This window comes from Rhodococcus sp. NPDC006774, from assembly GCF_040636045.1.
Lineage (GTDB): Bacteria > Actinomycetota > Actinomycetes > Mycobacteriales > Mycobacteriaceae > Rhodococcoides.
In genome coordinates this window covers 139,849-163,648 of record NZ_JBEYIW010000008.1, presented here as the reverse complement: position 1 = coordinate 163,648, position 23,800 = coordinate 139,849, and the positions used below count along the sequence as shown (strand labels likewise).

Annotated in this window: 21 protein-coding genes; 8 read left to right on the top strand and 13 right to left on the bottom strand. The window is 65.8% G+C overall.

Translation table 11 applies throughout. The features are described 5' to 3' along the window. Positions 1-4 precede the first annotated feature (4 nt). Complete coding sequence (gene mutA / locus ABZ677_RS14840; RefSeq protein WP_358370502.1) at positions 5-1,888, bottom strand: methylmalonyl-CoA mutase small subunit; 1,884 nt, start codon at positions 1,886-1,888, stop codon at positions 5-7. A 170-nt stretch (positions 1,889-2,058) separates the two neighbouring features. On the opposite strand from mutA, the gene ABZ677_RS14835 reads away from it, so the two are divergent. From ABZ677_RS14835 to ABZ677_RS14825, 3 genes are read left to right on the top strand one after another with little or no spacing between them, the layout of a single operon-like run. Beyond that, a complete protein-coding gene (locus ABZ677_RS14835; RefSeq protein ID WP_094634386.1) occupies positions 2,059-2,775 on the top strand; it encodes a TVP38/TMEM64 family protein in 717 nt (238 codons plus the stop codon). A 32-nt stretch (positions 2,776-2,807) separates the two neighbouring features. Further along, positions 2,808-3,407: a hypothetical protein gene (locus tag ABZ677_RS14830; RefSeq protein WP_358370500.1), complete on the top strand. Its 600-nt coding sequence runs from the start codon at positions 2,808-2,810 to the stop codon at positions 3,405-3,407. Further along, positions 3,404-3,913, top strand: coding sequence for a hypothetical protein (locus tag ABZ677_RS14825; protein WP_094634384.1), 510 nt, complete (start codon positions 3,404-3,406; stop codon positions 3,911-3,913). The genes ABZ677_RS14830 and ABZ677_RS14825 overlap by 4 nt, the downstream gene beginning before the upstream one ends. Before the next feature lie 12 nt (positions 3,914-3,925). Here the strand turns inward: ABZ677_RS14825 and ABZ677_RS14820 are convergent, their stop codons facing one another. From ABZ677_RS14820 to ABZ677_RS14810, 3 genes are read right to left on the bottom strand one after another with little or no spacing between them, the layout of a single operon-like run. After that, positions 3,926-5,110: an SPFH domain-containing protein gene (locus tag ABZ677_RS14820; protein ID WP_094634383.1), complete on the bottom strand. Its 1,185-nt coding sequence runs from the start codon at positions 5,108-5,110 to the stop codon at positions 3,926-3,928. A 3-nt stretch (positions 5,111-5,113) separates the two neighbouring features. Beyond that, complete coding sequence (locus ABZ677_RS14815) at positions 5,114-5,545, bottom strand: NfeD family protein (protein ID WP_037190035.1); 432 nt, start codon at positions 5,543-5,545, stop codon at positions 5,114-5,116. A gap of 47 nt (positions 5,546-5,592) precedes the next feature. After that, a complete protein-coding gene (locus ABZ677_RS14810) occupies positions 5,593-6,411 on the bottom strand; it encodes a DUF3097 domain-containing protein (protein WP_037190036.1) in 819 nt (272 codons plus the stop codon). 76 nt (positions 6,412-6,487) lie between these two features. Between ABZ677_RS14810 and ABZ677_RS14805 the strand changes: the two genes are divergently transcribed. Then, entirely contained in the window at positions 6,488-7,315 is an 828-nt protein-coding gene (locus ABZ677_RS14805) for a hypothetical protein (RefSeq protein WP_358370496.1), read from the top strand. A gap of 35 nt (positions 7,316-7,350) precedes the next feature. On the opposite strand, the gene ABZ677_RS14800 is transcribed toward ABZ677_RS14805, so the two are convergent. The 8 genes from ABZ677_RS14800 to ABZ677_RS14765 all read right to left on the bottom strand — a co-directional run bounded on the left by ABZ677_RS14800 (position 7,351) and on the right by ABZ677_RS14765 (position 16,207). Next, positions 7,351-8,430 carry a ferrochelatase gene (locus ABZ677_RS14800; protein WP_358370493.1) on the bottom strand — a complete coding sequence of 360 codons (1,080 nt, stop codon included), beginning with the start codon at positions 8,428-8,430 and terminating at the stop codon, positions 7,351-7,353. Between the two features lie 103 nt (positions 8,431-8,533). Then, complete coding sequence (inhA, locus tag ABZ677_RS14795; protein ID WP_032377850.1) at positions 8,534-9,358, bottom strand: NADH-dependent enoyl-ACP reductase InhA; 825 nt, start codon at positions 9,356-9,358, stop codon at positions 8,534-8,536. 73 nt (positions 9,359-9,431) lie between these two features. Next, positions 9,432-10,154: a 3-oxoacyl-ACP reductase FabG1 gene (fabG1, locus tag ABZ677_RS14790; protein ID WP_358370491.1), complete on the bottom strand. Its 723-nt coding sequence runs from the start codon at positions 10,152-10,154 to the stop codon at positions 9,432-9,434. Positions 10,155-10,220: 66 nt separating this feature from the next. Beyond that, a complete protein-coding gene (locus tag ABZ677_RS14785) occupies positions 10,221-11,213 on the bottom strand; it encodes a VWA domain-containing protein (protein WP_037189348.1) in 993 nt (330 codons plus the stop codon). Further along, positions 11,210-12,208, bottom strand: a complete 999-nt coding sequence (locus ABZ677_RS14780) for a DUF58 domain-containing protein (protein WP_037189349.1) — start codon at positions 12,206-12,208, stop codon at positions 11,210-11,212. The genes ABZ677_RS14785 and ABZ677_RS14780 overlap by 4 nt, the downstream gene beginning before the upstream one ends. Continuing rightward, entirely contained in the window at positions 12,205-13,455 is a 1,251-nt protein-coding gene (locus ABZ677_RS14775) for an AAA family ATPase (RefSeq protein ID WP_082323608.1), read from the bottom strand. The genes ABZ677_RS14780 and ABZ677_RS14775 overlap by 4 nt, the downstream gene beginning before the upstream one ends. A gap of 257 nt (positions 13,456-13,712) precedes the next feature. Further along, positions 13,713-15,224 carry an NlpC/P60 family protein gene (locus ABZ677_RS14770; RefSeq protein WP_358370487.1) on the bottom strand — a complete coding sequence of 504 codons (1,512 nt, stop codon included), beginning with the start codon at positions 15,222-15,224 and terminating at the stop codon, positions 13,713-13,715. A 440-nt stretch (positions 15,225-15,664) separates the two neighbouring features. Further along, positions 15,665-16,207, bottom strand: a complete 543-nt coding sequence (locus tag ABZ677_RS14765) for a DUF6676 family protein (protein WP_358370484.1) — start codon at positions 16,205-16,207, stop codon at positions 15,665-15,667. Positions 16,208-16,555: 348 nt separating this feature from the next. Here ABZ677_RS14765 and ABZ677_RS14760 point away from each other — a divergent pair, with 348 nt between their 5' ends. Then, positions 16,556-19,366, top strand: a complete 2,811-nt coding sequence (locus tag ABZ677_RS14760; RefSeq protein WP_037189352.1) for an aconitate hydratase — start codon at positions 16,556-16,558, stop codon at positions 19,364-19,366. Positions 19,367-19,479: 113 nt separating this feature from the next. Beyond that, positions 19,480-20,046, top strand: a complete 567-nt coding sequence (locus ABZ677_RS14755) for a TetR/AcrR family transcriptional regulator (protein WP_037189354.1) — start codon at positions 19,480-19,482, stop codon at positions 20,044-20,046. A gap of 31 nt (positions 20,047-20,077) precedes the next feature. Here ABZ677_RS14755 and ABZ677_RS14750 read toward each other — a convergent pair whose 3' ends face one another. Continuing rightward, complete coding sequence (locus ABZ677_RS14750) at positions 20,078-21,709, bottom strand: ABC-F family ATP-binding cassette domain-containing protein (RefSeq protein WP_068050503.1); 1,632 nt, start codon at positions 21,707-21,709, stop codon at positions 20,078-20,080. 150 nt (positions 21,710-21,859) lie between these two features. Between ABZ677_RS14750 and ABZ677_RS14745 the strand changes: the two genes are divergently transcribed. Together ABZ677_RS14745 and ABZ677_RS14740 are read left to right on the top strand one after the other, a co-directional pair. Continuing rightward, positions 21,860-22,648, top strand: coding sequence for an SDR family oxidoreductase (locus ABZ677_RS14745; protein ID WP_037189357.1), 789 nt, complete (start codon positions 21,860-21,862; stop codon positions 22,646-22,648). Then, entirely contained in the window at positions 22,645-23,790 is a 1,146-nt protein-coding gene (locus ABZ677_RS14740; protein WP_358370479.1) for a lycopene cyclase family protein, read from the top strand. Before ABZ677_RS14745 ends, ABZ677_RS14740 begins: the two co-directional genes overlap by 4 nt. Positions 23,791-23,800 lie beyond the last annotated feature (10 nt).

Below are 23,800 nucleotides of genomic sequence, written 5' to 3'. Positions count from 1 at the left end.
CATCTCAGGCTCCCAGGGTGTCGAGAAGTTCGGTCAGCACTGCGACGGCGTCGACCTTCGCGGTCAGGAATCCATCGGGACGCGTGGTGCCCTCGATGCCGGCGAAGATCTTCTCGGGGCCGGCGAGCAGCACCTGCGTGACGCCTGCGGCCCGCAGTGCATCCACGGCAGTGGCTGCCTCGTCGGCGTATCTCTTGTCGGTTCCGCACACCACCGCTGTGTGAGCTCCGGACGTCTCGACCGATCCGGCGATTCCGTCGACGGTCAGGGGGCCGGGATTGACGGCCTCGATTCCGCCCGACGCCAAGAGATTCGACGCGAACGTCGTTCGGACGTTGTGTTCGGCGACGCTGCCCAGCGGTACCAGGAGGACGGTGGGGCGCGCATCGTGCTCGGCCAGAAAAACATCGGAACGGTCACGGAGGGACTCGAACGCCCGGCCGTAGCGATACACGGTGGCCGAGCCCTGCTGTTCGGTCTGCTGGGGAGTCAGTGGTGCCTCGGCCAGATTGGGAAATTCGTTGACACCGGTCAGTGGAGTCACTCGATGGGCGATGTCGGAATCTCGTTCGGCGCGAGTCTTCTCGATCGCAGCCACGAGCGAACCGTCGTCGACGGCGGCTCGGAATCCACCCGACGCTTCGACGGTCTGGAAGAACTCCCAGGCCTTCGCTGCGACCGCTGCCGTCAGTTCTTCGATGTACCAGGACCCGGCACCCGGATCCAGAACGCGGCCGAGATGCGCTTCTTCGAGCAGGAGCAGCTGGGTGTTTCGGGCGATGCGGGCCGCGAACGTCTTCGACACCCCGGCTGCGCCACCGTCGAGTGCCGCATCGAACGGGAGCACGGTCACCGAATCGGCACCGCCGACTCCCGCTCCGAACGAGGCGAGCGTGGTCCGCAGCATGTTCACCCACGGATCCCGCTGCGACATCATCGCTTCCGAGGTCACCGCATGCTGAGGAGCGTCGCCGGCGTCCGGCGCTCCGCACACCTGCGCGATGCGCGCCCACAGCGTGCGAGCGGCCCGGAACTTGGCGATGGTCTGGAACTGATCGTCGGTGGCGGCCAATCGAAACTCGATCTGGCGCAGAGCATCCGAGATGCCGATACCGGCATCGGTCATGGACCGCACGTACTCGAGACCTGCGGCGATCGCCGCACCGAGCTCCTGTGCATCGCCGCCACCGAGGTTGTGGAACACGGTGCCGTCGACCGTGATCGTACGAACCGTCTCGGCACGACCGATCGACTCGCGAGCCAACTCGAGTGCCTCGGCCATCTCTATCGACTCGGTTCCGCCCAATCCGGCTGTGAGAGTGGACACGCCGAGCCGGATGTCCACTGCGGCGCGCTCGTCGACCTCGGCCGAATCGAGCACCCCGAACACCGCGGCTGCCGCTGCGCGAACATCCCCGCGCGCATCGAGCGTCAGCGGGGCGAGCTCGAGAAACACACCACTCAGAACCTCGGGCAGAGCAGTCGGATCGACACCACCGGCACCGACCGTCAACCACAGGGCACTGGTGCCGTTGGAGAGCGAATCGAGTATCTGCGTATTGAGTGTGGAGGCGTCGTCGGCACCGTCACCGCGGACCGAACCGTGGCGGGTGCACACCTTCCAGCCCGCGTTGACGTCGCGGTGCGGGTCACGTCCCCGCAGGTAGGGGAATCGGCCGGGTAGCGGACCTTCCGGGCGCTCGTCGAATGCGGTGTAGAGCGGGGACACGGTGATCCCGTCGTACGTCGTGGAATCGAGTAGACGTTCGGCGTCGGCGGGCAGATCGGCCACCTCGACCCGACGAGATTTGGCCAGAACACCGGCCACTGCCTTCTGCCAGGCCGCATGAGCGCTGCGTGCGGCATCTTCGTGCGACGCGATGGACACGTGTGCTGCTCCCTCGGTTCGGCGGGTAGTACTGAGCCCGACTTGAAGTGATGCTAACCCCACCGCATTGCAGGTTATCGTGAGGATCACCTCACGTTCGGTCGTGACGCTCCCCTCTCGAACTCGCCGAAACCCCGAGGTGTCGTCTCGCGCCGGTACGCTGGTCTCTCGTGACCCGGCACCTGCGTGACGTTCGACTGATCGCGCTGCTGGCGGTTGTTGCCGTCTTCGCTCTCGTGGCGGTGTTCGCGCCCCATCCGAGTGTCGAACAGATTCGTGATTGGGGCGTCTCCGTCGGCCCGGCGTTCCCGCTCGTGTTCTTCGCCGTGCACGCGATCGTGACCGTCGCGCCCGTCCCGAGAACCCTGTTCACGCTCAGTGCAGGAGTTCTGTTCGGGCCCCTGACCGGTCTGGCGGTCACCATCGGCGCGTCGACGGTCAGCGCGATTCTGGCGTTGCTGTTGGTCCGCGCGATCGGCCGCGACGCCGTGGCAGCGCGGATGTCCCATTCGGTCCTGGATTCGGTGGACGAGAGTTTGCGGCGACGAGGCTGGCTGGCCGTCGGCTCTCTGCGCCTGATTGCGCCGGTGCCGTTCTCGGTGGTGAACTACGCGTGTGGTGTGTCGGCGGTCCGGCCCGTCCCGTTCGCGCTGGCGACGGCCGTCGGGATGCTGCCGGGCACTCTCGGAATCGTCGTGATCGGCGGAGCGATCGGAGGCGAGACGCATCCGGCGCTGCTGGTGTTGTCTGCGGTCTGTATCGCGATCGGTCTGAGTGGGCTGGTCGTGGATTGGCGTCTCTCGCGCGGTTCGCGGTCCGTGCCTGCACCCGTCGGCGGTCGACAGGTCGGGAACCTTGATTCCGACGAATCAAGCCTTGAAGCTTGACTTGATTACATCAACGATCTAGCCTTGTCCAGATGTTCGTACTGACCGTGGACCAGCGACGCAGTAGACGCGACATCGATCGCGTGCCCGAACTGCTCGATCACTATCGCGACCACGAACTGATCCGGCCCTTCGAGCGCACCGCAGGGGACGAAGTGCAAGCAGTGTGCGAGGACGCCGCCACTGTCGTCTCGATCGCCCTCGAACTGGTCTCGACCCCGCACTGGAGCGTCGGCGTCGGCGTCGGTTCCGTCGAACTCCCGCTACCCGAGACGACGCGCGCCGGCCGCGGACCGGCGTTCGAGGCAGCCCGAGACGCCGTGACCAGAGCCAAGAACGCCCCGGCCGCACTCGCCGTCAGCGGACCCGACGCCGCTGCCGCCGAGGATGCGGAAACCGCATCGACGTTGGTTGCGCTGCTCGTCATCAGACGCTCGGACCAGGGCCGAGAAGCGGTCGAACTCATGGCACGAGGGTTGTCGCAGACCGACGCGGCCGAACGATTGAAGATCAGCAAACAAGCCATGTCGCAACGACTCTCGGTAGCCGGCTGGCACGTCGAGAACGCGGGCCGCACCCTGGCGACTCGATTGCTCGACGCCGCGAACACGACGAAAACCCATCGGCCATGATCGTCGCAACCCTGGTGCTACTCGCACTGGCCGCAGTTGCCGCCACCGTCCCCGCCGGGACCGGAATTCGCCGATGGTTGCCGACCGTGGCCGCGTCGAGTCTGCTCGCAGCAGCGGCAGTCCTGGCCACGGTGGCCGGACCGGCCTACGGTCTCGGCCATGCCATCGGAGTCGTCCTGAGCGTCGCCGCTGCCGCCCTCGGTGGAACAGCAGTGGTACCCACTGTGTTTCGTGTCGCACGACGACAGAACGACTCGACCGGAGAAAATCCGGTCGAGCCGCTTCGTGGTGGACTGACCATCGGCATCCTCGAACGCGTGGCCGTCGCCGTGTCGATCCTCGCCGGCTGGCCGGAAGGGATCGCCATCGTGCTGGCAGTCAAGGGACTCGCGCGCTATCCCGAACTGCGCGAATCCCATGCCTCCGAACAGTTCATCATCGGCACCTTCGCCAGCGTGCTGTGGGCCCTCGCCGCTGCCGGCGTCGGAACCGCCTTGATCAGCTGACCGAGGCAGACCTCAGCGCTGTTCCGGCTCCGCCTCCGGCGACGCCGCCAAGGCGCCGACGTCGAAACCCTTCGACAGTTCGGGCGACGCAGCCAACGAGGTGTCTACCGGCTTGCGTGCCACTGCTTCTGCAGCCTTGACCGCCTCGGCGACCGCCGGATCGGTCTTGGTCTCGAACCATTCGGCCACCTCGTCCGAGTCGTCCTCGGGCTTGGGCTCGTTGCCGGCCGACTCGTTGGGCTCGTAGCGGAACACACCGTCCTCGCCGGGCGCACCGAGCGTCTTGGCGAAGCCCTTGAGCGCATCGCCGAAATCGCTAGGAATCATCCACACCTTGTTCGCATCGCCCTGCGCCATCTGCGGCAGCGTCTGCATGTACTGGTACGCCAGCAACTCGGGCGTCGGCTTGCCGGCCTTGATGGCACCGAACACCTTCTCGATGGCTTTGGCCTGGCCCTGAGCTTCGAGATACTTCGCAGCTCGATCACCCTGTGCCCGCAGGATGCGCGACTGCCGCTCACCCTCGGCGGTGAGAATGGATGCCTGCTTGCCACCCTCGGCTGCAAGAATTCGACTCTGCTTGTCGCCCTCGGCCGTCTTGATCGCCGATTCACGATGACCTTCGGCGGTGAGGATGGTCGCTCGCTTCTCGCGATCGGCCTTCATCTGCTTCTCCATCGATTCCTGGATCGAGGGCGGCGGATCGATGCTCTTGAGCTCCACTCGGGCCACTCGCAGGCCCCAACGGCCGGTTGCCTCGTCCAGCACGACGCGAAGTTGACCGTTGATCGAATCACGCGACGTCAGAGTCTCTTCCAGCGTCATTCCGCCGACGACGTTACGCAGCGTGGTGGTGGTCAACTGCTCGACGCCGACGATGTAGTTGTTGATCTCGTACACGGCCGACTGCGGGTTCGTCACCTGGAAGTACACGACGGTGTCGATCGACACGGTCAGGTTGTCCTTGGTGATCACCGGCTGAGGGGGGAACGACACGACCCGCTCACGCAGGTCGACCTTCGCACGGATGCGATCGACGAACGGAACGAGAAACGTGAGCTGCCCGGACACGGTACGGGTGTAACGGCCCAGCCGTTCGATCACGGCGGCCTCGGCTTGCGGGACGATCGAGATGGACTTGGCCATCAACACCGCGACGAACGCGACGATGACAGCCAGTGCGATGAGTGCTTCCACTGGCTACGGTCCCTTCCATACGACGGCGGTTGCGCCGTCTATTTCCATCACGGTCACGGTGGTGCCAGGGGCATAGACCTCGGTCTCGTCGAGTGGACGAGCGGTCCACACCTCACCACCGAGCTTGATCTGGCCTTCGTGGGCAGTGACCTGTTCGAGAACGACCGCACTCTTGCCGGTGAGTGCGGCCATACCCATCGGAGTATCGGGCGGAGTCGCGAAGCGTCGCAACAGAATCGGGCGCAAACCGAGAACCAGTGCCAACGACAGAACACCGAAGACGATCGCATCGGCCCACACCGGAAAATCTGTCAGAGCAGAGACCCCAGCAGTGCCGAGCGCGCCGCCGGCGATCATCAGAAGAAAGAAGTCGCCCGTCAGTGCCTCGGCACCGGCGAGAACCACTGCCGCTATGAGCCAAATGATCGCTGCCACAGCCTCCATCCAATCACGAATCGGACATCCGGCGGTGGATCAGCTGCTCAGGATGGCTGCTCGGTCACGAAGTCGACCAATTGTTCGACAGCGCCGATCAACGGTGCCTCGAGATCCCGAAAGCTCGACACCGACGAATACACCCGACGCCATCCCTCTCGCGGACTCCCCCACCCCAGCTCTCGGCAGATCCCGGTCTTCCAATCCTCGCCCCGCGGAATCTTCGGCCAGGCATCGATGCCGACAGCAGCCGGCTTGACCGCCTCCCAGACGTCGATGAACGGATGACCGGTGACCAGAACGTGCTCGCCCAGCGACCTCGTCAACTTCGACTCCTTGGACCCGGTCACCAAATGGTCCACCAGCACTCCGACGCGACGGCCGGGGCCAGGACCGAAGTCCGCCAACCGCTCCCCCAGATTGTCCAGACCCTCGAGATGCTCGACGACCACGCCCTCCACCCGAAGATCGTGTCCCCACACACTTTCCACCAGGGCCGCGTCGTGCACGCCCTCGACCCAGATGCGGCTGGCACGGGCGGTGCGGGCGCGCAGTCCCTCGACTTTGGTCGAGCCGGACGCGGAACGCGTCGGTGCCGCCGCTGCCGCCGCAGGCTTGGGTCGAACCAGGGTGACCCGACGTCCGTCGATCAAGAACGCTGCCTCGCGCAGGGCGAACAGCCGCGTCGTGCGGGCACCGTCCTCGAGCCGGACGAAATCTCCGTCGTAGGTGCGCTCGAAGCCGACCACCGCACCGCAATACCCGGTACCGGCGTCTTCGACCACCAGTCCCCGCTCGGCCGACACCTCCGGTGCCGGAACCTTCCGCATGCGACTGTGCCCTTTGAGAATGTCTCCGCCGTACATGTCGTTCACGGCGACCAACGCTAGCGACACCGGCGTCCCGAGCACGGTTCGCCACGCCGACCTATGCTCGTGAGTCGTGTGTTCCTCCAGTACGAGTCTCGCCCTGTGGGCCGGTTCCTGGCTGGCCGGTGCCAGCTCGCCCGACGATGTCATCGACGCCATGTCCGAGTGGGCACCGATGCATCTCGTGGGTGCGGGCGATGCGGACGCGGCCACCGATTTCGGGCTGCAGTACCCCGGCTACGCCGATGGGATCGCAGGCTTGCTGCACGCGATCCGAGCGGCTGCCACTGCGTCGACGCCCGCGGCCGGGGACGATCGGGTCAAGCTCGTTCTGCCCGCTCCCGGCGCGGTGAGCGGCCTCCCTGCGAACACGGACTTCTCACGAGCTGCTCTCGGCACCGGTCAGGCGGTGGTGATCGGGACCTCGGGTAACGCCGGCATCGGTGTGGTGCCCGTCGTGGAGGGACCGGATGTGTTGCGCTGGACCGTGTATTCGATCGTCGTCCCCGAGCACGGTCGTCGGGATCAGGGCCTGGGTGAGGCCGAGTACGAGATGCGTGAGGCCGTGCGCGGCGCGGCGGAGGCGCTCGCGCAGATGCAGTCGCTACCCACCCGAACCCTCGACACCGATCCGCGCACCCGTATCGCCGCACTGATCGCCGACGCGGCACGGCATCGCTACCCGGCCGACATGTCCGACAGAGCGTTCCGCGTCCTCGAATCGGCGGATCGAGTCGCCGCCATCCTGACGGTCGCAGCGGGATCGGCTCCGTCGGAGGCACCGACCGCGTCGGCAGCCGCAGCACGGGAAGAGCTCGTTCGACCGCTGTGGGCTGCGGTGCGTACCGCGCGCACCATCGCGGTCGCGACGAGCATCGAAGCGGCGATGCATTCCGCCTGACACCCCCTCGGCAGCGGGGTGTCAGGCGGATACGTTCACGACGTGGCAGCGGCGGGCCTGGACGGCCGGGTGGGCTGCTCACAGCACCCGACGGCGCAGCGACTGCCGTCCAGCGTCGAACCGTAGCCGGGCACACTGCCGAGGCCGCGGCATCGACCACCGACTCGGTATTCGTCCACGAGCTCGCGAATCATCCGCGGGAAACGCGCGTCGGATCCGGGAGTGCCCGCGCGAGCGAAGGCCATACCGAGTTCGCCGGCCTTCTCCTCCGCCTCGGTGTCGAGATCCCACACGACCTCGAGGTGGTCGGACACGAATCCGATCGGACACACGATCACGGCGTCGACGGACTTCTCCGACAGCGCTTCGAGGTGATCGCAGATGTCGGGGTCGAGCCACGGCACCTGCGGGGGTCCGGAGCGGGACTGCCACACCAGGTCGTAGTCGTCGACGCCCGACGCGGCCGCGACGAGCCTCGAGGCCTCGGCCACCTGACGGCTGTAGAGATGACCGCCGTCCTCGGGCGGGCCGGCGTTGGCGTCGGCGGCCGAGGGAATGGAGTGTGCAGTGAACACCAGACGCGCACCGGCGCGGTGCTGCTCGGGTAGCGAGGCTCGCGCCGTTGCCACGGCGTCGCTGAACGCGTCGACCATCAGCGGGTGGTCGTAGTACTGCCGAATCTTGAGCAGATGGGGCGCATCGTCGCCGACGGCGGCGCGGGCCCGAGCGATGTCCTCGTGGTACTGCCTGCAGCCGGAGTATCCGCCCCACGCGGAGGTGGGAAACACGAGGGCGTTCGTAATTCCGTCGGACTTCATGGTCGCGACGGTGTCCTCGATCATCGGGTGCCAGTTGCGGTTTCCGAAATAGATCGGCAGATCCACTCCGGCGGAATCGAATTCGCCGCGGAGTGCGTCGATGATGTCTCGGTTGAGCCGGTTGATGGGAGAGACTCCCCCGAAATGCATGTAGTGCTCGACGACGGCATCGAGCCGCTCGGGAGGCACCCCGCGTCCGCGAGTGACGTTCTCCAGGAACGGGCGTACGTCGGCGGGCTGTTCCGGCCCGCCGAACGAGAGCACCAACAATGCGTCGAAGTCTCCAGGGGTGGTCATGTTTCCATTGTGCCCCCGTCGCAGACCGGCCCCGGCGGGGGTCCGATCGGCGAACGAAACCTCTCGGTGAGCGAAACCACGTGCGGTTCCGCCCACCGCGGCATCACATGTTCTCGGGCAGGTACGTGTTGTGGCTGGCTCCGCCGTCGACGTACACGATGGATCCGGTGGTGCCGGGCAGCCAATCCGAGAGCAACGCGACGATGGACTTCGCGACGACGGTCGGGTCGTTGACGTCCCAACCGATGGGAGCGGCACCGTCCCAGTACACGTTCAGCTGGTCCATCTTGGCGGCATCACCGGTCGCGGTACCCGCAATCGCCTTGGCGGCAAGAGTTCTGATCGGCCCTGCTGCAACAAGATTGGATCGGATGCGCTTGGCGGCGCCCACTTCCCTGGCGACGTAGCGGTTGACCGATTCGAGTGCAGCCTTGGCCACACCCATCCAGTTGTAGTACGGCATCGAGGTGCGGGGGTCGAAGTCCATTCCGACGATGGAGCCGCCCTCGTTCATGACCGGGAGCACGGCGCGCGCGAGCGATGCGTAGCTCCACGCGGAGATCTCGAATGCTCTCGCGGCATCGGGGCCGGGGCCGTCGAGGAACGGCTTGGCGTCCGGTCCCATCAGGGTGCGGGGTGCGAACGCGATGGAGTGGAGAACTCCGTCGATGCCCTCGGGGGCCACTTCGCGCACTCGGTCCGCCAGGGCGGCAAGGTGCTCCTCGTTGGTGGCGTCGAGCTCGATCGCCGGGGGCACCTCCTTGGGCAGACGCTGCGCGATGCGGTCGATGAGCCGGAGCCGATCGAAGCCGGTGATGATCACCTTGGCGCCCTGCTCCTGCGCCATCGCTGCGGCGTGGAACGCGATCGAGGCGTCGGTGATGATGCCGGTGATGAGAATGGTCTTGCCTTCGAGCAATCCGCCCATAGTGCTGTATTCCTTGCTTTCGGAGATGAAATCGATGACATCCAACTTGAAAAGTATTGTGCGAGAGCGACTCTCAGTGGCCCATGCCCATGCCGCCGTCGACGGGGATCACGGCACCGGACACGTAGGAGGAGTCGGGGCCCGCCAGGAAGCTCACCACTGCCGCGACGTCCTCGGGCTGACCCAGACGCTGAAGCGGAATGAATTCCTTGGCCTTGCTGCGCAAGTCGTCCGAGAGTTCTGCGGTCATGTCGGTTTCGATGAACCCCGGAGACACGACGTTCGCCGTGATGGACCGCGAACCCAGTTCCCTCGTGATCGACCGAGCCATGCCGATGACGCCCGCCTTGGACGCCGCGTAGTTGATCTGCCCCGGTCCGCCGGCCATGGCCACGACCGAACTCAGGAAGATCATCCGGCCCCAGCGCGCGCGCAGCATGGCGCGGTTGGCGCGCTTGGCGACGCGGAAGGCTCCGGTGAGGTTCGCGTCGATGACACGCTGGAACTGGTCCTCGGTCATGCGCATCAGAAGCGTGTCGTCGGTGATACCGGCGTTGGCCACGAGCACCTCGACCGGTCCCTGCTTCTCCTCGACCTCCTTGAAGGCCGCGTCGACCGAGGCGGAGTCGGTGACGTCGCAGACGACTCCGAACAGACCGTCGGGCGCTCCCGATCCGCGGTGGGTGACGGCCACCTTGTGTCCGTCGGCGTGGAGCCGCTGGGCAATGGCAAGACCGATTCCCCGGTTACCTCCGGTGACGAGTGCCGATCGCGCGATGAAGTCAGGTGTGGACATGCCTAGCAACCTATCTGTTCGTCCTGGAATGACAAAGCGAAACTTACTGGTGAGTAATAACAGCGATCACGGCAATCGTTGCCGCATCACCAATGCCGAACCCAACCCCGACGAGATGAACAGGACCCCGAGAATCAACCAGGGACGCGACGCGTCTCCGCGAGTGATCTCGAAACCGATCTGCTCCTCCAGGGTGTCGTACACGTCGCGGAGATCCTCGAGCGACGACGCGGTGAAGAAGCTGCCACCGGAAAGAGCCGCGATCTCACGCAGGGACGGATCGTCGACGGGTACCGGCACCCGTTCGACCCCGGCCTCGTCCTCGATTTCGACCGAGCCGTAGCTGGTACCGAACGAGATCGTGGAGATCGGCACGCCTTTGTCCTTGGCTGCCCGCGCTGCGGTGTACCCGCCGCGTGGGTCGTCGAGGTTCTGCGGAACGGTCTGCTTACCGTCCGAGAGCAGCACGATGCGCGCCGGAGGAGCCGCGTCGCCGCCGCCGAGTATCGCTCCGAGAGTGTCGATCGACTGGAGCGAGGTGAAGATCGCCTCGCCGGTGGCCGTTCGCTCGCTGAGCTGCAGCTTGTCGATGGCGGACTTGGTGGCTTCGCGGTTGGCCGTGGGCGAGACCAGAACCGACGCCGTACCGGCGAACGCGACCAATCCGAGATTGATACCGGGCGTCAGACCGTCTGCGAAGGATTTTGCTGCTTCCTGCGCGGCCGCCAACCGAGTCGGCTCGACGTCGGTGGCCTCCATGGACAGCGACACGTCGATCACGAGCATGACGGTCGCCCGGTTCCGCGGCACGCGCTCGTCCGCCGTCGGGCCTGCCAGTGCGACTGTGAGGAACAGCAAACCGACCAGCACCAGTGCGGTGGGCAGATGACGTAACCGGTTCGGCCGATCCGGCGCGACGGACTCGAGCAGTTCCATGTTGGAGAACCGCAGTACGTGCTTCTGCTTGCGCCGCTGAATCCAGACGTAGCCGACCGTCAGCGCGATGACGACGACGAGGAATCCGAGCCACCACGGCGACGCGAAATCGGTCAGGCTCATCGCGAACCCGCCCGAGCGGTGTTGGTGAAGCCTGACCCGATGGTGTGCCTGCGTGCGGTCACGAACCGTACGACGTCGGCGATCCAGTCACCGTCGGTGCGGAGCGTCAATCGAGGTGCACCGCACCGCCGCAGCGCCTTCTCCACATCGTCGCGGTGCGCAGCTGCTGCGCGCGCGAAATCTGCACGCAACCGCGGCGTCGTACTGAATTCTCGAGTGCGGCCGGATTCCGGGTCGTGGAGAACGACGTCACCGACGTCGGGCAGTTCCAGATCACGTGGGTCGAGTACCTCGACGGCCAGCACGTCGTGCCGAGCGGAGATGGCACGAAGGGAGCGCTCCCAATCGATCGGCCCGAGAAAGTCGCTGATCACCACGGCCATCCCGCGGCGGCGTTCGGGCCGTCGTAGCGCTTCGATGGCAGCACGCAGGTCACCGCGCACACCGTCGGCCGCGGACGGCGTCGTGGCTATCGCCCGGAGCATCGATTGAGTGTGCACGCGGCCGCCCCGTGCCGGAATGCGGTTGGTGTCGGCACCGGTGGCAACCACCGCGCCGATTCGATTGCCGCCACCGCCGGACAGATGAGTGATGGCAGCCGAGGCCGCGACCGCAAGATCCCGCTTCTCGCACCCGGTGGTGCCGAAGTCGAGGCTGGCCGACAAGTCGACCACGAGCCAGGTCTCCAGCTCGCGGTCGGCCACGGATTGCCGCACGTGCGGATGCGTCGTACGCGCAGTGACCGACCAATCCATCTGACGGACATCGTCGCCCGGCTGGTACTCCCTGGCGTCACCCGGCTCGGATCCCGGTCCGGGAATCAACCCGAGATGGTCGCCGTGCAGAACCCCGTCGAGCCGTCGACGCACCGTCAGCTCCAGAGTCCGCAGCGCTGCGGCCAACTTCGGATCGCGCAGCTCACCCGAGCGGAACGACGGTGGCCGGGCTACGACGGCTCTGCCTGCGGTCGCGGGCGCGGTGTCGGATCCGCTCACTGCCCCGGCGTACCGATCGACGATCCGTCACCCGACGGCTTCTGCAACGACGGCGCCTGCTGGCCGTACTGACCGCCCTGCGGAGGCTGCTGAGATCCTGGCTGCTGCGACTGCGGCGGCTGTCCCTGTCCGGGGAACTGGCCCGGAGCGGGGAACTGGCCGGGGGCCGGGAACTGCCCCTGCGCCGGGTAGGGACCCTGCGGCTGACGTCCGTCGAAGTGCGGGCCGTCCGGACCGGCTCCGTTGCTCTGCGGAACCGGTACCGCCTGCGGCGACACCTGCGGCAACCCGACGGTCTGCAGTACCCGAGAGATGACCGTCTCGGGGGTCACCTCGTCGGCCAGAGCGTCGTAGGACAGCACGAGACGGTGCCGGAGCACGTCGGGAATGACCTCGAGTACGTCCTGGGGAACGACGTAGTCGCGACCGCGGAGCAGAGCCAGTGCGCGCGAGGCCGCGATGATGCCAAGCGTCGCACGCGGCGATGCACCGTAGGCGATCCAGCTGCCCACATCGTCCATACCGAACTGCTCGGGAGTTCGGGTAGCCGCGATGACCCGCACCACGTAGTCGACGAGCGCGTGGTGCACGAACACCGAGCTGGCCAGATTCTGCAGGCGAACCAACTCGACCGGGTCCAGGATCTGCTTGGGCTCGGGAGCTTTGATGCCCATGCGGTAGACGATCTCGCGTTCTTCCTCGACCGTCGGGTAGTCGACGACGATCTTGAACAGAAATCTGTCTCGCTGAGCTTCGGGAAGGGGGTACACGCCCTCGTTCTCGATGGGGTTCTGCGTTGCCATCACCAGGAACGGATCGGGCATCGGAAACGTCTTGCCACCGATGGTCACGTGTCGTTCCGCCATGACCTCCAGCAGTGCGGACTGCACCTTGGCCGGCGCTCGGTTGATCTCGTCGGCCAACACGAAGTTCGCCACCACGGGTCCGAGTTCGGTGTCGAACTCCTCACGGCCCTGACGGTAGATGCGGGTGCCAACGAGGTCGGTGGGAACCAGGTCGGGGGTGAACTGAACTCGCGAGAACGAGCCGCCCACCACACGTGCGAAGGTCTCGACGGCAAGGGTCTTGGCGACGCCGGGTACGCCCTCGAGCAACACGTGTCCGCGGGCGAGCAACCCCACCAGAATGCGCTCGACGAGGCGATCCTGACCGACGATCACACGCTTGACCTCGTACACGGCCTTTTCGAGAAGCTGGACGTCCTCGGCCAGGGACGGACTGTCCACTCGCGTCGGCTCCACACCCGGTGGATTCGGAGTCGGAGACTCGACTCGCGTCGACCCCTCGTCGTTCGAAATCCGGCCGTCACGTGATGTCACCAAGAATTCACCGCTTTCAGTCGATCGTCGTCGGGCTCGTTTCGTACCGCCGCAACCAACTATTCCAGGTGATCGGTATGCGCGCCGAAAGGCGCCCCCGACCCACGGGCCGGAGTGGAGCCTGCGGGAACGACTCTGGAGTCCGGAGAGGCGCCCGATCGCACTCAGGACACCATGCGCACGGCGTACGGCGTCATTCCGCTGTATCGCACGTCGGACACCTTGACCACCGAACCGGACTGGGGAGCTTCGAGCATCTTGCCGTCGCCGAGGTAGAGCGCGACGTGTTGGCTGGCGTTGGGTCCGTAGAAGATCATGTCGCCACGCTTCATGTCCGAGGACGGCACCTGCTTGCCCGCTGTGTACTGGTAGCCGGTGTAGTGCGGCAACGAGATTCCCAGGCCGGCGAAGGCATAGATCATCAAGCCCGAGCAGTCGAAGCCGACCTTGTTGTAGTCGCCGTAGCTGTCCGCGACTCCGCCGTCCCTGATGCCCTTGGTCGGCCCGTTCTCGTCGCCGCCACCCCACGAGTACGGCACGCCGAGCTGGCTCATTCCACGGTCGATCGCCAACTCGACGGCTGCGCTTCCGGTGACCGACGGGGTCGTGGACGTCTTCGGTTTGGTCGGCGTCTTCGGTTTGGTGGGAGTGGTCGCGGTGGAGCTGTCGGTATCGGTCGACGCGCTGGCATCCTCGTCGACGTCCACGTGTGAACGCTGGCCTTCGGCAATGGCCGCCGCGCGTTGCTGCGCCGCCAGGTTCGCCGATACTCGCGCAGCTGCCTGTACAGCAGCTTCCTTCGCCGCGGCCGTGGCGGCGGCGATGGCCGCGTCCTCGGCCGCCTTCTGCGCCTCCCAGCTGCCGTACGCCGCGCGCTGGTCCTGCAGACCGGCGACATTGCTGCGGGCGGCGTCGAGTTCGGTCTGCGCCGAGTCACGCTGTGCTTCGATCGTGGCCTTCCGGTCGGCCTCGGCCTGCAGCGCTGCCTGCGCCTCCGCGATGGCCTGCTCGGCCTCTGCCTTCTTGGCCTCGGCTTCCGAGGCGGCCGCGTCGGCCTGCTGCTTGGATTCTCGCGCTGCCGAATCGCGGTTCGCCTGCTCGGTTCGGGCCCGCTGCAAGCCGTCGAGCACCGCGTTCTGGCTGTTGGAGAGCACCTTGAGGACCTGGGCGCGGTCCAGGACGTCGTCCGGTCCGCTGGATCCGAGGAACGATGCCATGGAGGCGACGCCGGAGCCCTGGGTGTAGCTGGATTTGGCGAACGCGTCGAACTTGGCCTGGGCTGCCTGGATCTGGGTGCCTGCATCGGCAAGTGCCTGCTGCGCAGCACCGACGACGGCGGCGGCGACATCGGCCGCGTCACGTGCATTCTGCAGATCGACCAAGGCCTTGTTGACGCCTTCTCGCTTCGATGCGACCTCGTCGTCGAGTTGGGCGAGCTGCTGGTTGGCCGACGCGATCGCGTCGATCAGCAGGCCGACCTGGCCCAGACTCGAATCGACGGCGCTACCCGCAGCGGCGAGATCGGTGTCCGACGGGTTGGGCGGTGGCGGTGGTACCGCGGCGGCAACCCCGGGAAGGGTCGCCGTCAACGCGAGAACGAGTCCTGCGCCAACCAGCACGAATCGGGTACGGACGAGTGCACGGCGGTGAGTTCCGCGGACTTGACGTCGGCTCACAAATGTCTCCCTCGGGTCCGGCATTCACTCGGGTTCGCACAGAACCGTCGTGCCGTCGAGGTGCCCTCCGTCCTCCACCCCGATCGCAGGTGACGGTGAGCGTTCTCGCCGGGCGGGAAAGAAACACGCAGCGATACGACAGGTGCGAACCACGTCAGTCACACCCGAAGCAGTGGCCTCCCGAGTTCCCCACGGATGACAACCGCCTTCTGCGACACTCCTTCCCCAGCAGTGCCAATGGCACCGTACGACACTTCGCACCCTAAAGAAACTCCAGTCACAAATGACACATTGGTAATTCCACCAGGCACAACGCCGTGAACTCGGTGTTTACCGGAAACAATTTTTCCGACTTTTTCGGACGACCTCACGGTCACGATCGCGACCGGGTCGAACGGTGTGAGCGTCGGTCACTCGAACGACACTCGGGCCGAGCGTGGTCAGTCGGCGACGGACTCGCTGCGCGCATGATCGTTCGTCTCCGAACGAGAGCGATATCTGCGGACCTTGACGGCAGCAGTCAGGGTCGCAACCGCGGCGACCACGATCACCAGGCCGCCCGTGAGCAGACCCCACGGTGTCTGATCCTCGACCAGGGTGTCGACGAAATTGTCTGCGGCGACGACGTGGTTGCCGGTGTAGGTACGGTCCTGGCCTGCCTCGAGGGTCACCCGACTGATCGAGTCGCTGAACGAGCCGACCTGGCCGGGGCTGAGCACGAGAACCGTGCCACCCTCGCGTGCTCCGACAGCGGTGGCGAGATCCCTCAGTTGCGAGTCGTGGCGAGGTTCGTTCGGGACGATCACGATGCTCAGATCGATGCCGTGGTCCTCGGCGCGCGCGACGGCCGAGGACAGCCCGGCTTCCTCGTCGGCGGGTGCGCTGACGCCGGACTCGCGGACCGTGGCGACGATGCTGTCGACATCCAGACCTGCCGGTATGTCGGTGGCAAGCGGGGAAACGGCGTGAATCGGCTCAGGCATCTCTCGTCCAGTCGGTAGGAACCAGTCGGGTCGAACCCTACGTCACCGACGTACCCACATCTGGTAGGCCCGCAGGTCCGGCGCAACTACTGAGGTCGCCCTTCATTGCGCAGCCGGGAGCACTACGTGAGGATCGTCGTGTGGATAGGTCTCTCGACACCCACCGAGAACCCGACCGCAGGTTTTCACAGGACAAGCGTACTGTTAGACTTTCATCGAGACACTGACCGAGCGTCCGCCTCGAACTCTCAGCCCCGAGATTCGAGGCCGAGGCCCACGGCCAGCGCCTCGCTTCAACCGTCGACACAGCCCCGTCGGCGGTGTGCCTCATAGACGAGTGGAGCTGAAGTGACCGCAAGTAATGATTCATTCGGTGCAAAGGGCACCCTCGAAGTCGGCGAGAACTCGTACGAGATCTTCCGACTGTCGGCTTTGCCCGGTGCCGAGAAATTGCCTTATGCACTGAAGGTCCTCGCGGAGAACCTCCTTCGCACCGAGGACGGTGCCAACATCACCGCCGACCACATTCGTTCGATTGCCTCGTGGGATCCGTCCGCGGAGCCGAGCTTCGAAATCCAGTTCACGCCTGCGCGCGTCATCATGCAGGACTTCACCGGCGTTCCGTGCATCGTCGACCTCGCCACGATGCGTGAAGCCGTCACCACCCTGGGCGGCGACCCCAACAAGGTCAACCCCCTCTCCCCCGCCGACATGGTCATCGACCACTCGGTCATCCTCGACGTCTTCGGCCGCGCCGACGCTCTCGAGCGCAACGTCGACCTCGAGTACGAGCGCAACGGTGAGCGCTACCAGTTCCTGCGTTGGGGACAGGGCGCATTCGACGACTTCAAGGTCGTCCCCCCGGGCATGGGCATCGTGCACCAGGTCAACATCGAATACCTGGCACCGACGATCATGACCCGCAAGGGACAGGCCTACCCCGACACCTGCGTCGGCACCGACTCGCACACCACGATGGTCAACGGCCTGGGCGTGCTCGGCTGGGGCGTCGGCGGCATCGAGGCCGAGGCGGCCATGCTCGGCCAGCCCGTCTCGATGCTCATCCCCCGCGTCGTCGGCTTCAAGCTCTCCGGTGAGATCCAGCCCGGCGTCACCGCGACCGACGTGGTGCTGACCGCAACCGAGATGCTGCGCAAGCACGGCGTCGTCGGCAAGTTCGTCGAGTTCTACGGCGAGGGTGTGGCCGAGGTTCCGCTCGCGAACCGCGCCACCCTGGGCAACATGAGCCCCGAGTTCGGTTCCACCGCAGCGATCTTCCCGATCGACGAGGAAACCATCAACTACCTGCGCCTCACCGGCCGCAGCGACGAGCAGCTCGCGCTCGTCGAGGCGTACGCCAAGGAACAGGGCATGTGGCACGACCCGAAGAACGAGGCCGTGTACTCCGAGTACATCGAGCTCGATCTCAACACGGTCGTTCCGTCCATTGCCGGACCGAAGCGTCCGCAGGACCGAATCCTGTTGTCCGAGTCCAAGGTTGCGTTCCGCAAGGACATCCACAACTACGTCGAGGAGAATCACCCGAAGCACGAGGGTGACAGCAAGCTCGACGAGGCACTCGACGAATCGTTCCCGGCAAGCGACTCCGCTTCGCTGAGCTTCGCCGAAGAGGATTCCGTCGACGTTCGTTCTGCCGCATACGGTTCCGAGGGTCGTCCGAGCAAGCCGGTCCGGGTCACCACCGACGAGGCAGGCGAGTTCGTCCTCGATCACGGTGCCGTCGTGGTTGCGGGCATCACCTCCTGCACCAACACCTCGAACCCGTCGGTCATGCTCGGCGCAGCACTGCTCGCCCGCAACGCCGTGGAGAAGGGCCTGTCCACCAAGCCCTGGGTCAAGACCAACATGGCACCCGGCTCGCAGGTCGTCACCGACTACTACGAGAAGGCGGGCCTGTGGCCGTACCTCGAGAAGCTCGGCTACTACCTCGGTGGTTACGGCTGCACCACGTGCATCGGTAACACCGGCCCGTTGCTCGAGCCGATCTCGAAGGCGATCAACGACAACGACCTCTCGGTCACCGCAGTGCTGTCGGGCAACCGCAACTTCGAGGGTCGCATCTCCCCCGACGTCAAGATGAACTACCTGGCCTCACCGCCGCTGGTCATCGCCTACGGCCTCGCGGGCACGATGGACTTCGACTTCGAGACCGACCCCCTCGGCGAGGACCACGAGGGCAACCCCGTGTTCCTCAAGGACATCTGGCCGTCCTCGCAGGAGATCGAAGACACCATCAAGTCGTCGATCAGCCGGGACATGTTCAGCAAGTCCTACGAGACCATCTTCGCAGGCGACAGCCGCTGGCAGAACCTGTCGACCCCCGAGGGCGACACGTTCGAGTGGGATCCCAAGTCCACCTACGTGCGCAAGCCTCCGTACTTCGACGGAATGACGATGGACCCGGCTCCCGTCGAGGACATCACCGGTGCACGCGTGTTGGCTCTGCTCGGCGACTCGGTCACCACCGACCACATCAGCCCGGCAGGACCCATCAAGGCAGGTACGCCTGCTGCGCAGTACCTGGACTCGCACGGTGTCGAGCGCAAGGACTACAACTCGCTCGGTTCGCGTCGAGGAAACCACGAGGTCATGATTCGCGGAACGTTCGCGAACATTCGCCTCAAGAACCAGCTCCTCGACGATGTCTCGGGCGGCTACACCCGTGACTTCACGCAGGACGGCGGACCGCAGTCCTTCATCTACGACGCGTCGCAGAACTACCAGAAGGCCGGCATCCCGCTGGTCGTGCTGGGTGGCAAGGAGTACGGCAGTGGCTCCTCGCGCGACTGGGCGGCCAAGGGCACCTCGCTCCTGGGCGTCAAGGCCGTCATCACCGAGTCGTTCGAGCGCATCCACCGCTCCAACCTCATCGGCATGGGTGTCGTTCCCCTGCAGTTCCCGGCCGGTGAGAGCGCATCGTCGCTCAAGCTCGACGGCACCGAGACCTTCGACATCGTCGGCGTCGCGAAGCTGAACGAGGGCACCACCCCGAAGACGATGACCGTCATCGCCACCAAGGAAGACGGCACCAAGGTCGAATTCGAGGCCGTGGTTCGCATCGACACCCCGGGTGAAGCGGACTACTACCGCAACGGCGGCATCCTGCAGTACGTGCTGCGCAACATGATCAGAGGCTGAGTGCGCGTCGTCTGACGTATGCCTCGAACGGCGATGGGCCCGGAACCGACAACGTGTTTCCGGGCCCATCGCCGTATCGGTCGAGGCCCTCATCGAAAGTAGGAAACCCACACGTGCCCAAGGTCAGCGAAGACCACCTGGCCGCCCGTCGAAGCGAAATTCTCGACGGCGCGCGTAAGTGCTTCGGCGAGTTCGGCTACGAGGGCGCGACGGTGCGGCGTCTCGAAGAGGCCACCGGCCTGTCGCGCGGAGCCATATTCCACCACTTCAAGGACAAGGACGGTCTCTTCCTCGCTCTGGCGCAGGAGGATGCTCGACGCATGGCCGAGGTCGCGGCCACCCAGGGTCTGGTGCAGGTGATGCGAGACATGCTGGCGCAACCCGAACAGTTCGAGTGGCTCGGAACGCGGCTCGAGATCACCCGACGATTGCGCACGGACGCGGACTTCCGGTCCAGCTGGGCCGAACGGTCTGCAGAGCTGACCGACGCGACACTCGGGCGACTCGAGCGCCAGAAGACCGCAGGAAGATTGCGCGACGACGTCCCCAACGACGTCCTCGCCGACTACCTGGATCTTGTGTTGGACGGCCTGGTGGCGCGCATCGCGTCGGGCCACGGGAGATCCAACCTCGCGGCGATCCTGGATCTGGTCGAGGAATCGGTCCGCAGGCAGGACTGAGCGGGACGTCCCGGACGAGCCGGCCTGCGGGTCAGGCCAGCTGGATCAGTTCCAGGTATTCCTGGGACCAGTGGTCCTCGGTACCGTCGGGGAGCAGAATCACTCGTTCGGGTGAGAGCGCTTCGGCGGCACCGGGATCGTGGGTTACCAGAACGACGGCACCCTTGTAGCTGCGGAGCGCGTCGAGGACCTGTTCACGGGAGATCGGGTCGAGGTTGTTGGTCGGTTCGTCGAGCAGCAGCACGTTCGCCGCGGAGGACACCAACCCGGCGAGTGCCAGACGGGTCTTCTCACCGCCGGACAATGTCCCTGCAGGCTGGTCGAGCTGGGGGCCGGTGAACATGAAGGCTCCGAGCAGAGACCGCAGTTCCTGCTCGCCGGTATCGGGTGCCGCGTGCCGGATGTTCTCCCAGACCGACGCGTGATCGTCGAGAGTGTCGTGTTCCTGTGCGAAGTATCCGACGCGCATGCCGTGGCCGGGTTCGATCTCGCCGGTGTCTGCCTTCTCGGTTCCGGCGAGAATCCGCAGCAGCGTCGTCTTGCCCGCACCGTTGAGCCCGAGCACCACGACACGGCTGCCCCGGTCGATGGCGAGGTCGACGCCTGCGAAGATTTCCAGCGATCCGTACATCTTGGTCAGGTTCTTCGCCATCAGCGGCGTCTTGCCGCACGGTGCAGGCTCGGGGAATCGGATGTGCGCCACCTTGTCCGACACACGTTCGGCGTCGAGGTTGGCGAGCAGCTTGTCCGCGCGCTTCGCCATGTTCTGTGCCGCAACGGCTTTCGTTGCCTTGGCCCCCATCTTGGCGGCCTGCACCCGCAGTGCCCCGGCCTTCTTCTCCGCGTTGGCGCGCTCACGGCGGCGACGCTGCTCGTCGGTGGCGCGGGCGTCGAGGTACTTCTTCCAGTTCATGTTGTAGATGTCGGCTTCGCCGCGCACTGCGTCGAGGAACCACACCCTGTTCACCACGTCTCCGAGCAGTTCGACATCGTGACTGATCACGATGAGTCCGCCCTCGTGGCTCTGCAGGAATCCGCGCAACCAGGTGATGGAATCGGCGTCGAGGTGGTTGGTGGGCTCGTCGAGCAGCAATGTGGTGTTCGAGCGGCCGCCACTGCCGTCGGACGCGGCGAACAGAATGCGAGCCAGTTCGACGCGTCGGCGCTGACCACCGGACAGGGTGCGCAGCGGTTGGCCGAGGATGCGGTCGGCCAAGCCGAGGCTGTTGCAGATGCGAGCCGCTTCGCTCTCGGCTTCGTAGCCGCCGAGGGACGCGAAACGCTCTTCGAGTTCACCGTATTTGCGGACGGCCTTGTCGAGCAGCGCCTCGTCGGCCACCTCGGCCATCAATGCCTGCTGCTTCTCCATGCTGTGCAGGAGCGTGTCCAGGCCCCGAGCCGAGAGCACTCGGTCCTTGGCCAGCACGTCGAGGTCGCCTTCTTTGGGATCCTGCGGTAGGTAGCCGAGTTCTCCGGTACGCACGACCTCGCCCGCGTACGGCTCTCCCTCGCCTGCCAGGATGCGCAGAGTGGTGGTCTTGCCTGCACCGTTTCGACCCACCAGCCCGATGCGGTCGCCTGCCTGCACGCGGAGCGCGGGCCCCTCGGTGGACAGAAGGGTCCGCACACCGGCACGAACTTCCAAGTCGGTGGCGGTGATCACGCGTGAACTCCTAGCGATTGCCGAACAAGATCGTTGCCCGTCGACCGACGGGCGAACCATGCCGTCGAGCGGCACAGCAAACCCCCATTTTAGCTCAGCATTCACGTGCCCTCACCCAGGAACGACGGTGACACCGGTAACGTCTGATCGATGACCGACGCCCCCGAAACCGTCAGCCCCTCCAGCGCGCCGATACCCGACCTCACCGGGCGCACCGCTCTCGTCACCGGCGGTAGCCGAGGCATCGGCAAGGCCATCGCCGCCGAACTGCTCGCTCGCGGCGCGAATGTCGCCATCACCGCCCGCAAGCGCGAACCTCTCGTTGCCGCGGCCGCAGAGCTCGGCGATTCCGTGCTCGCGATCGACGGTAACGCGGGCGATCCGGAGCACCGGCGCAACGCGGTGGCGAGCACGGTGGAGACCTTCGGTTCGCTGGACATCCTGGTCAACAACACCGGCATCAATCCCGTCTACGGCTCGCTGATGGATGCGGACCTGGCGGGCGTGAGCAAGATCTTCGACACGAACGTGGTGGGTACCCTCGGCTTCGTCCAGCAGGCGTTCCATGCCTGGATGGGCGAGCACGGCGGCGCGGTCGTCAACATCGCGAGCGTGGCCGGCATCCGCTCGACCGGCGTGATCGCCGCGTACGGCGCATCCAAGGCCGCCCTGATCCGCCTCACCGAAGAGCTCGCCTGGCAGCTCGGTCCGAGGATTCGCGTCAATGCCGTGGCACCGGGGGTGGTGAAGACCAAATTCGCCGAGGCGCTCGTCGCCAACGGAGAAGACGCGGCAGCGGCCGGCTATCCGATGAAGCGTCTCGGAAACCCGGAGGACGTCGCGGCCCTGGTGGCCTTCCTGGTGTCGGACGCCTCTTCCTGGATCACCGGCGAGACCGTGCGCGTGGACGGTGGTTTGCTCGCCACCGGCGGAATGTGAAAGATTTCTCGGCCGACGTCGCGGTGGTCGGACTCGGCCCGGCGGGACGGTCGGTGGCCCACCGATGCGCCGAGGCAGGACTCGACGTGCTCGTCGTCGATCCGCATCCGTCGCGTACCTGGACACCGACGTATTCTGCCTGGGCCGACGAGTTGCCACCGTGGTTGCCCGAGACCGCCGTCGCCTCGACTGCGCAGAAGCCGGCGGTATGGACCGATCACCATCGGATCATCGACCGAACGTACTGCGTGCTGGACACACCTGCACTGCAAGCGACCTTGTCTCTCGACCGCGTGCGAGTGCTCGCCGGAACGGCCGTCGATGTCACCGGTTCTCGCGTGACGACGTCCGACGGCACCATCGTCGACGCTCGGCACGTCGTCGATGCTCGCGGAACGCTCGATTCACACGACCTGGCACAGCAGACCGCATACGGCATCGTCGTCGAACGGGAGCGCGCCGAACCGATCCTCGAAGGATCCGACGCCTGGTTCATGGATTGGCGCACCGACAACGGTGCCCGGCCCGGTGAGGTGCCGAGTTTTCTGTACGCCGTGGCGCTCGACGACGATCGAATCCTGCTCGAGGAGACCTGTCTGGTGGGCCGACCGGCACTCGAGCTCTCGGTGCTTCGAACACGGTTGCACCACCGCCTCACCCACCGCAACCTGGAACCGACCGGCCACGAGGATGTCGAGCGTGTCCGCTTCTCGGTCGAACCACCGCCTCGGTCGCGACTGCACACCGGCCGAGACGGTCCGGTGTTGTTCGGCTCTCGCTCGAATCTGATGCATCCCGCCACCGGGTACAGCGTCGCGGCCTCGCTGGCATCGGCGGATCACCTTGTCGAGCGGTTCCGAGGCGGCGGTCGATCGCGCCCGGTCCGCCCGGTGCACGTGTGGACGGTCCAGAAGCTTCGCAACCTCGGCCTGCGCACGGCACTGGCACTCGAACCCGAGATGGTCCCCCAGTTCTTCTCCAGCTTCTTCTCGCTCCCGGTCGAACTGCAGCGCTCGTACCTGTCCGGCCACGACGACGCCGTGGGGACGATGACCGCGATGCTGAAGATGTTTCCGACGCTCCCGGCGTCGGCCAGGCTCGCGATCGCGCGCACGATAGTGCGTACTCCGGGCCGCGGCTGAGTTTCTCGCC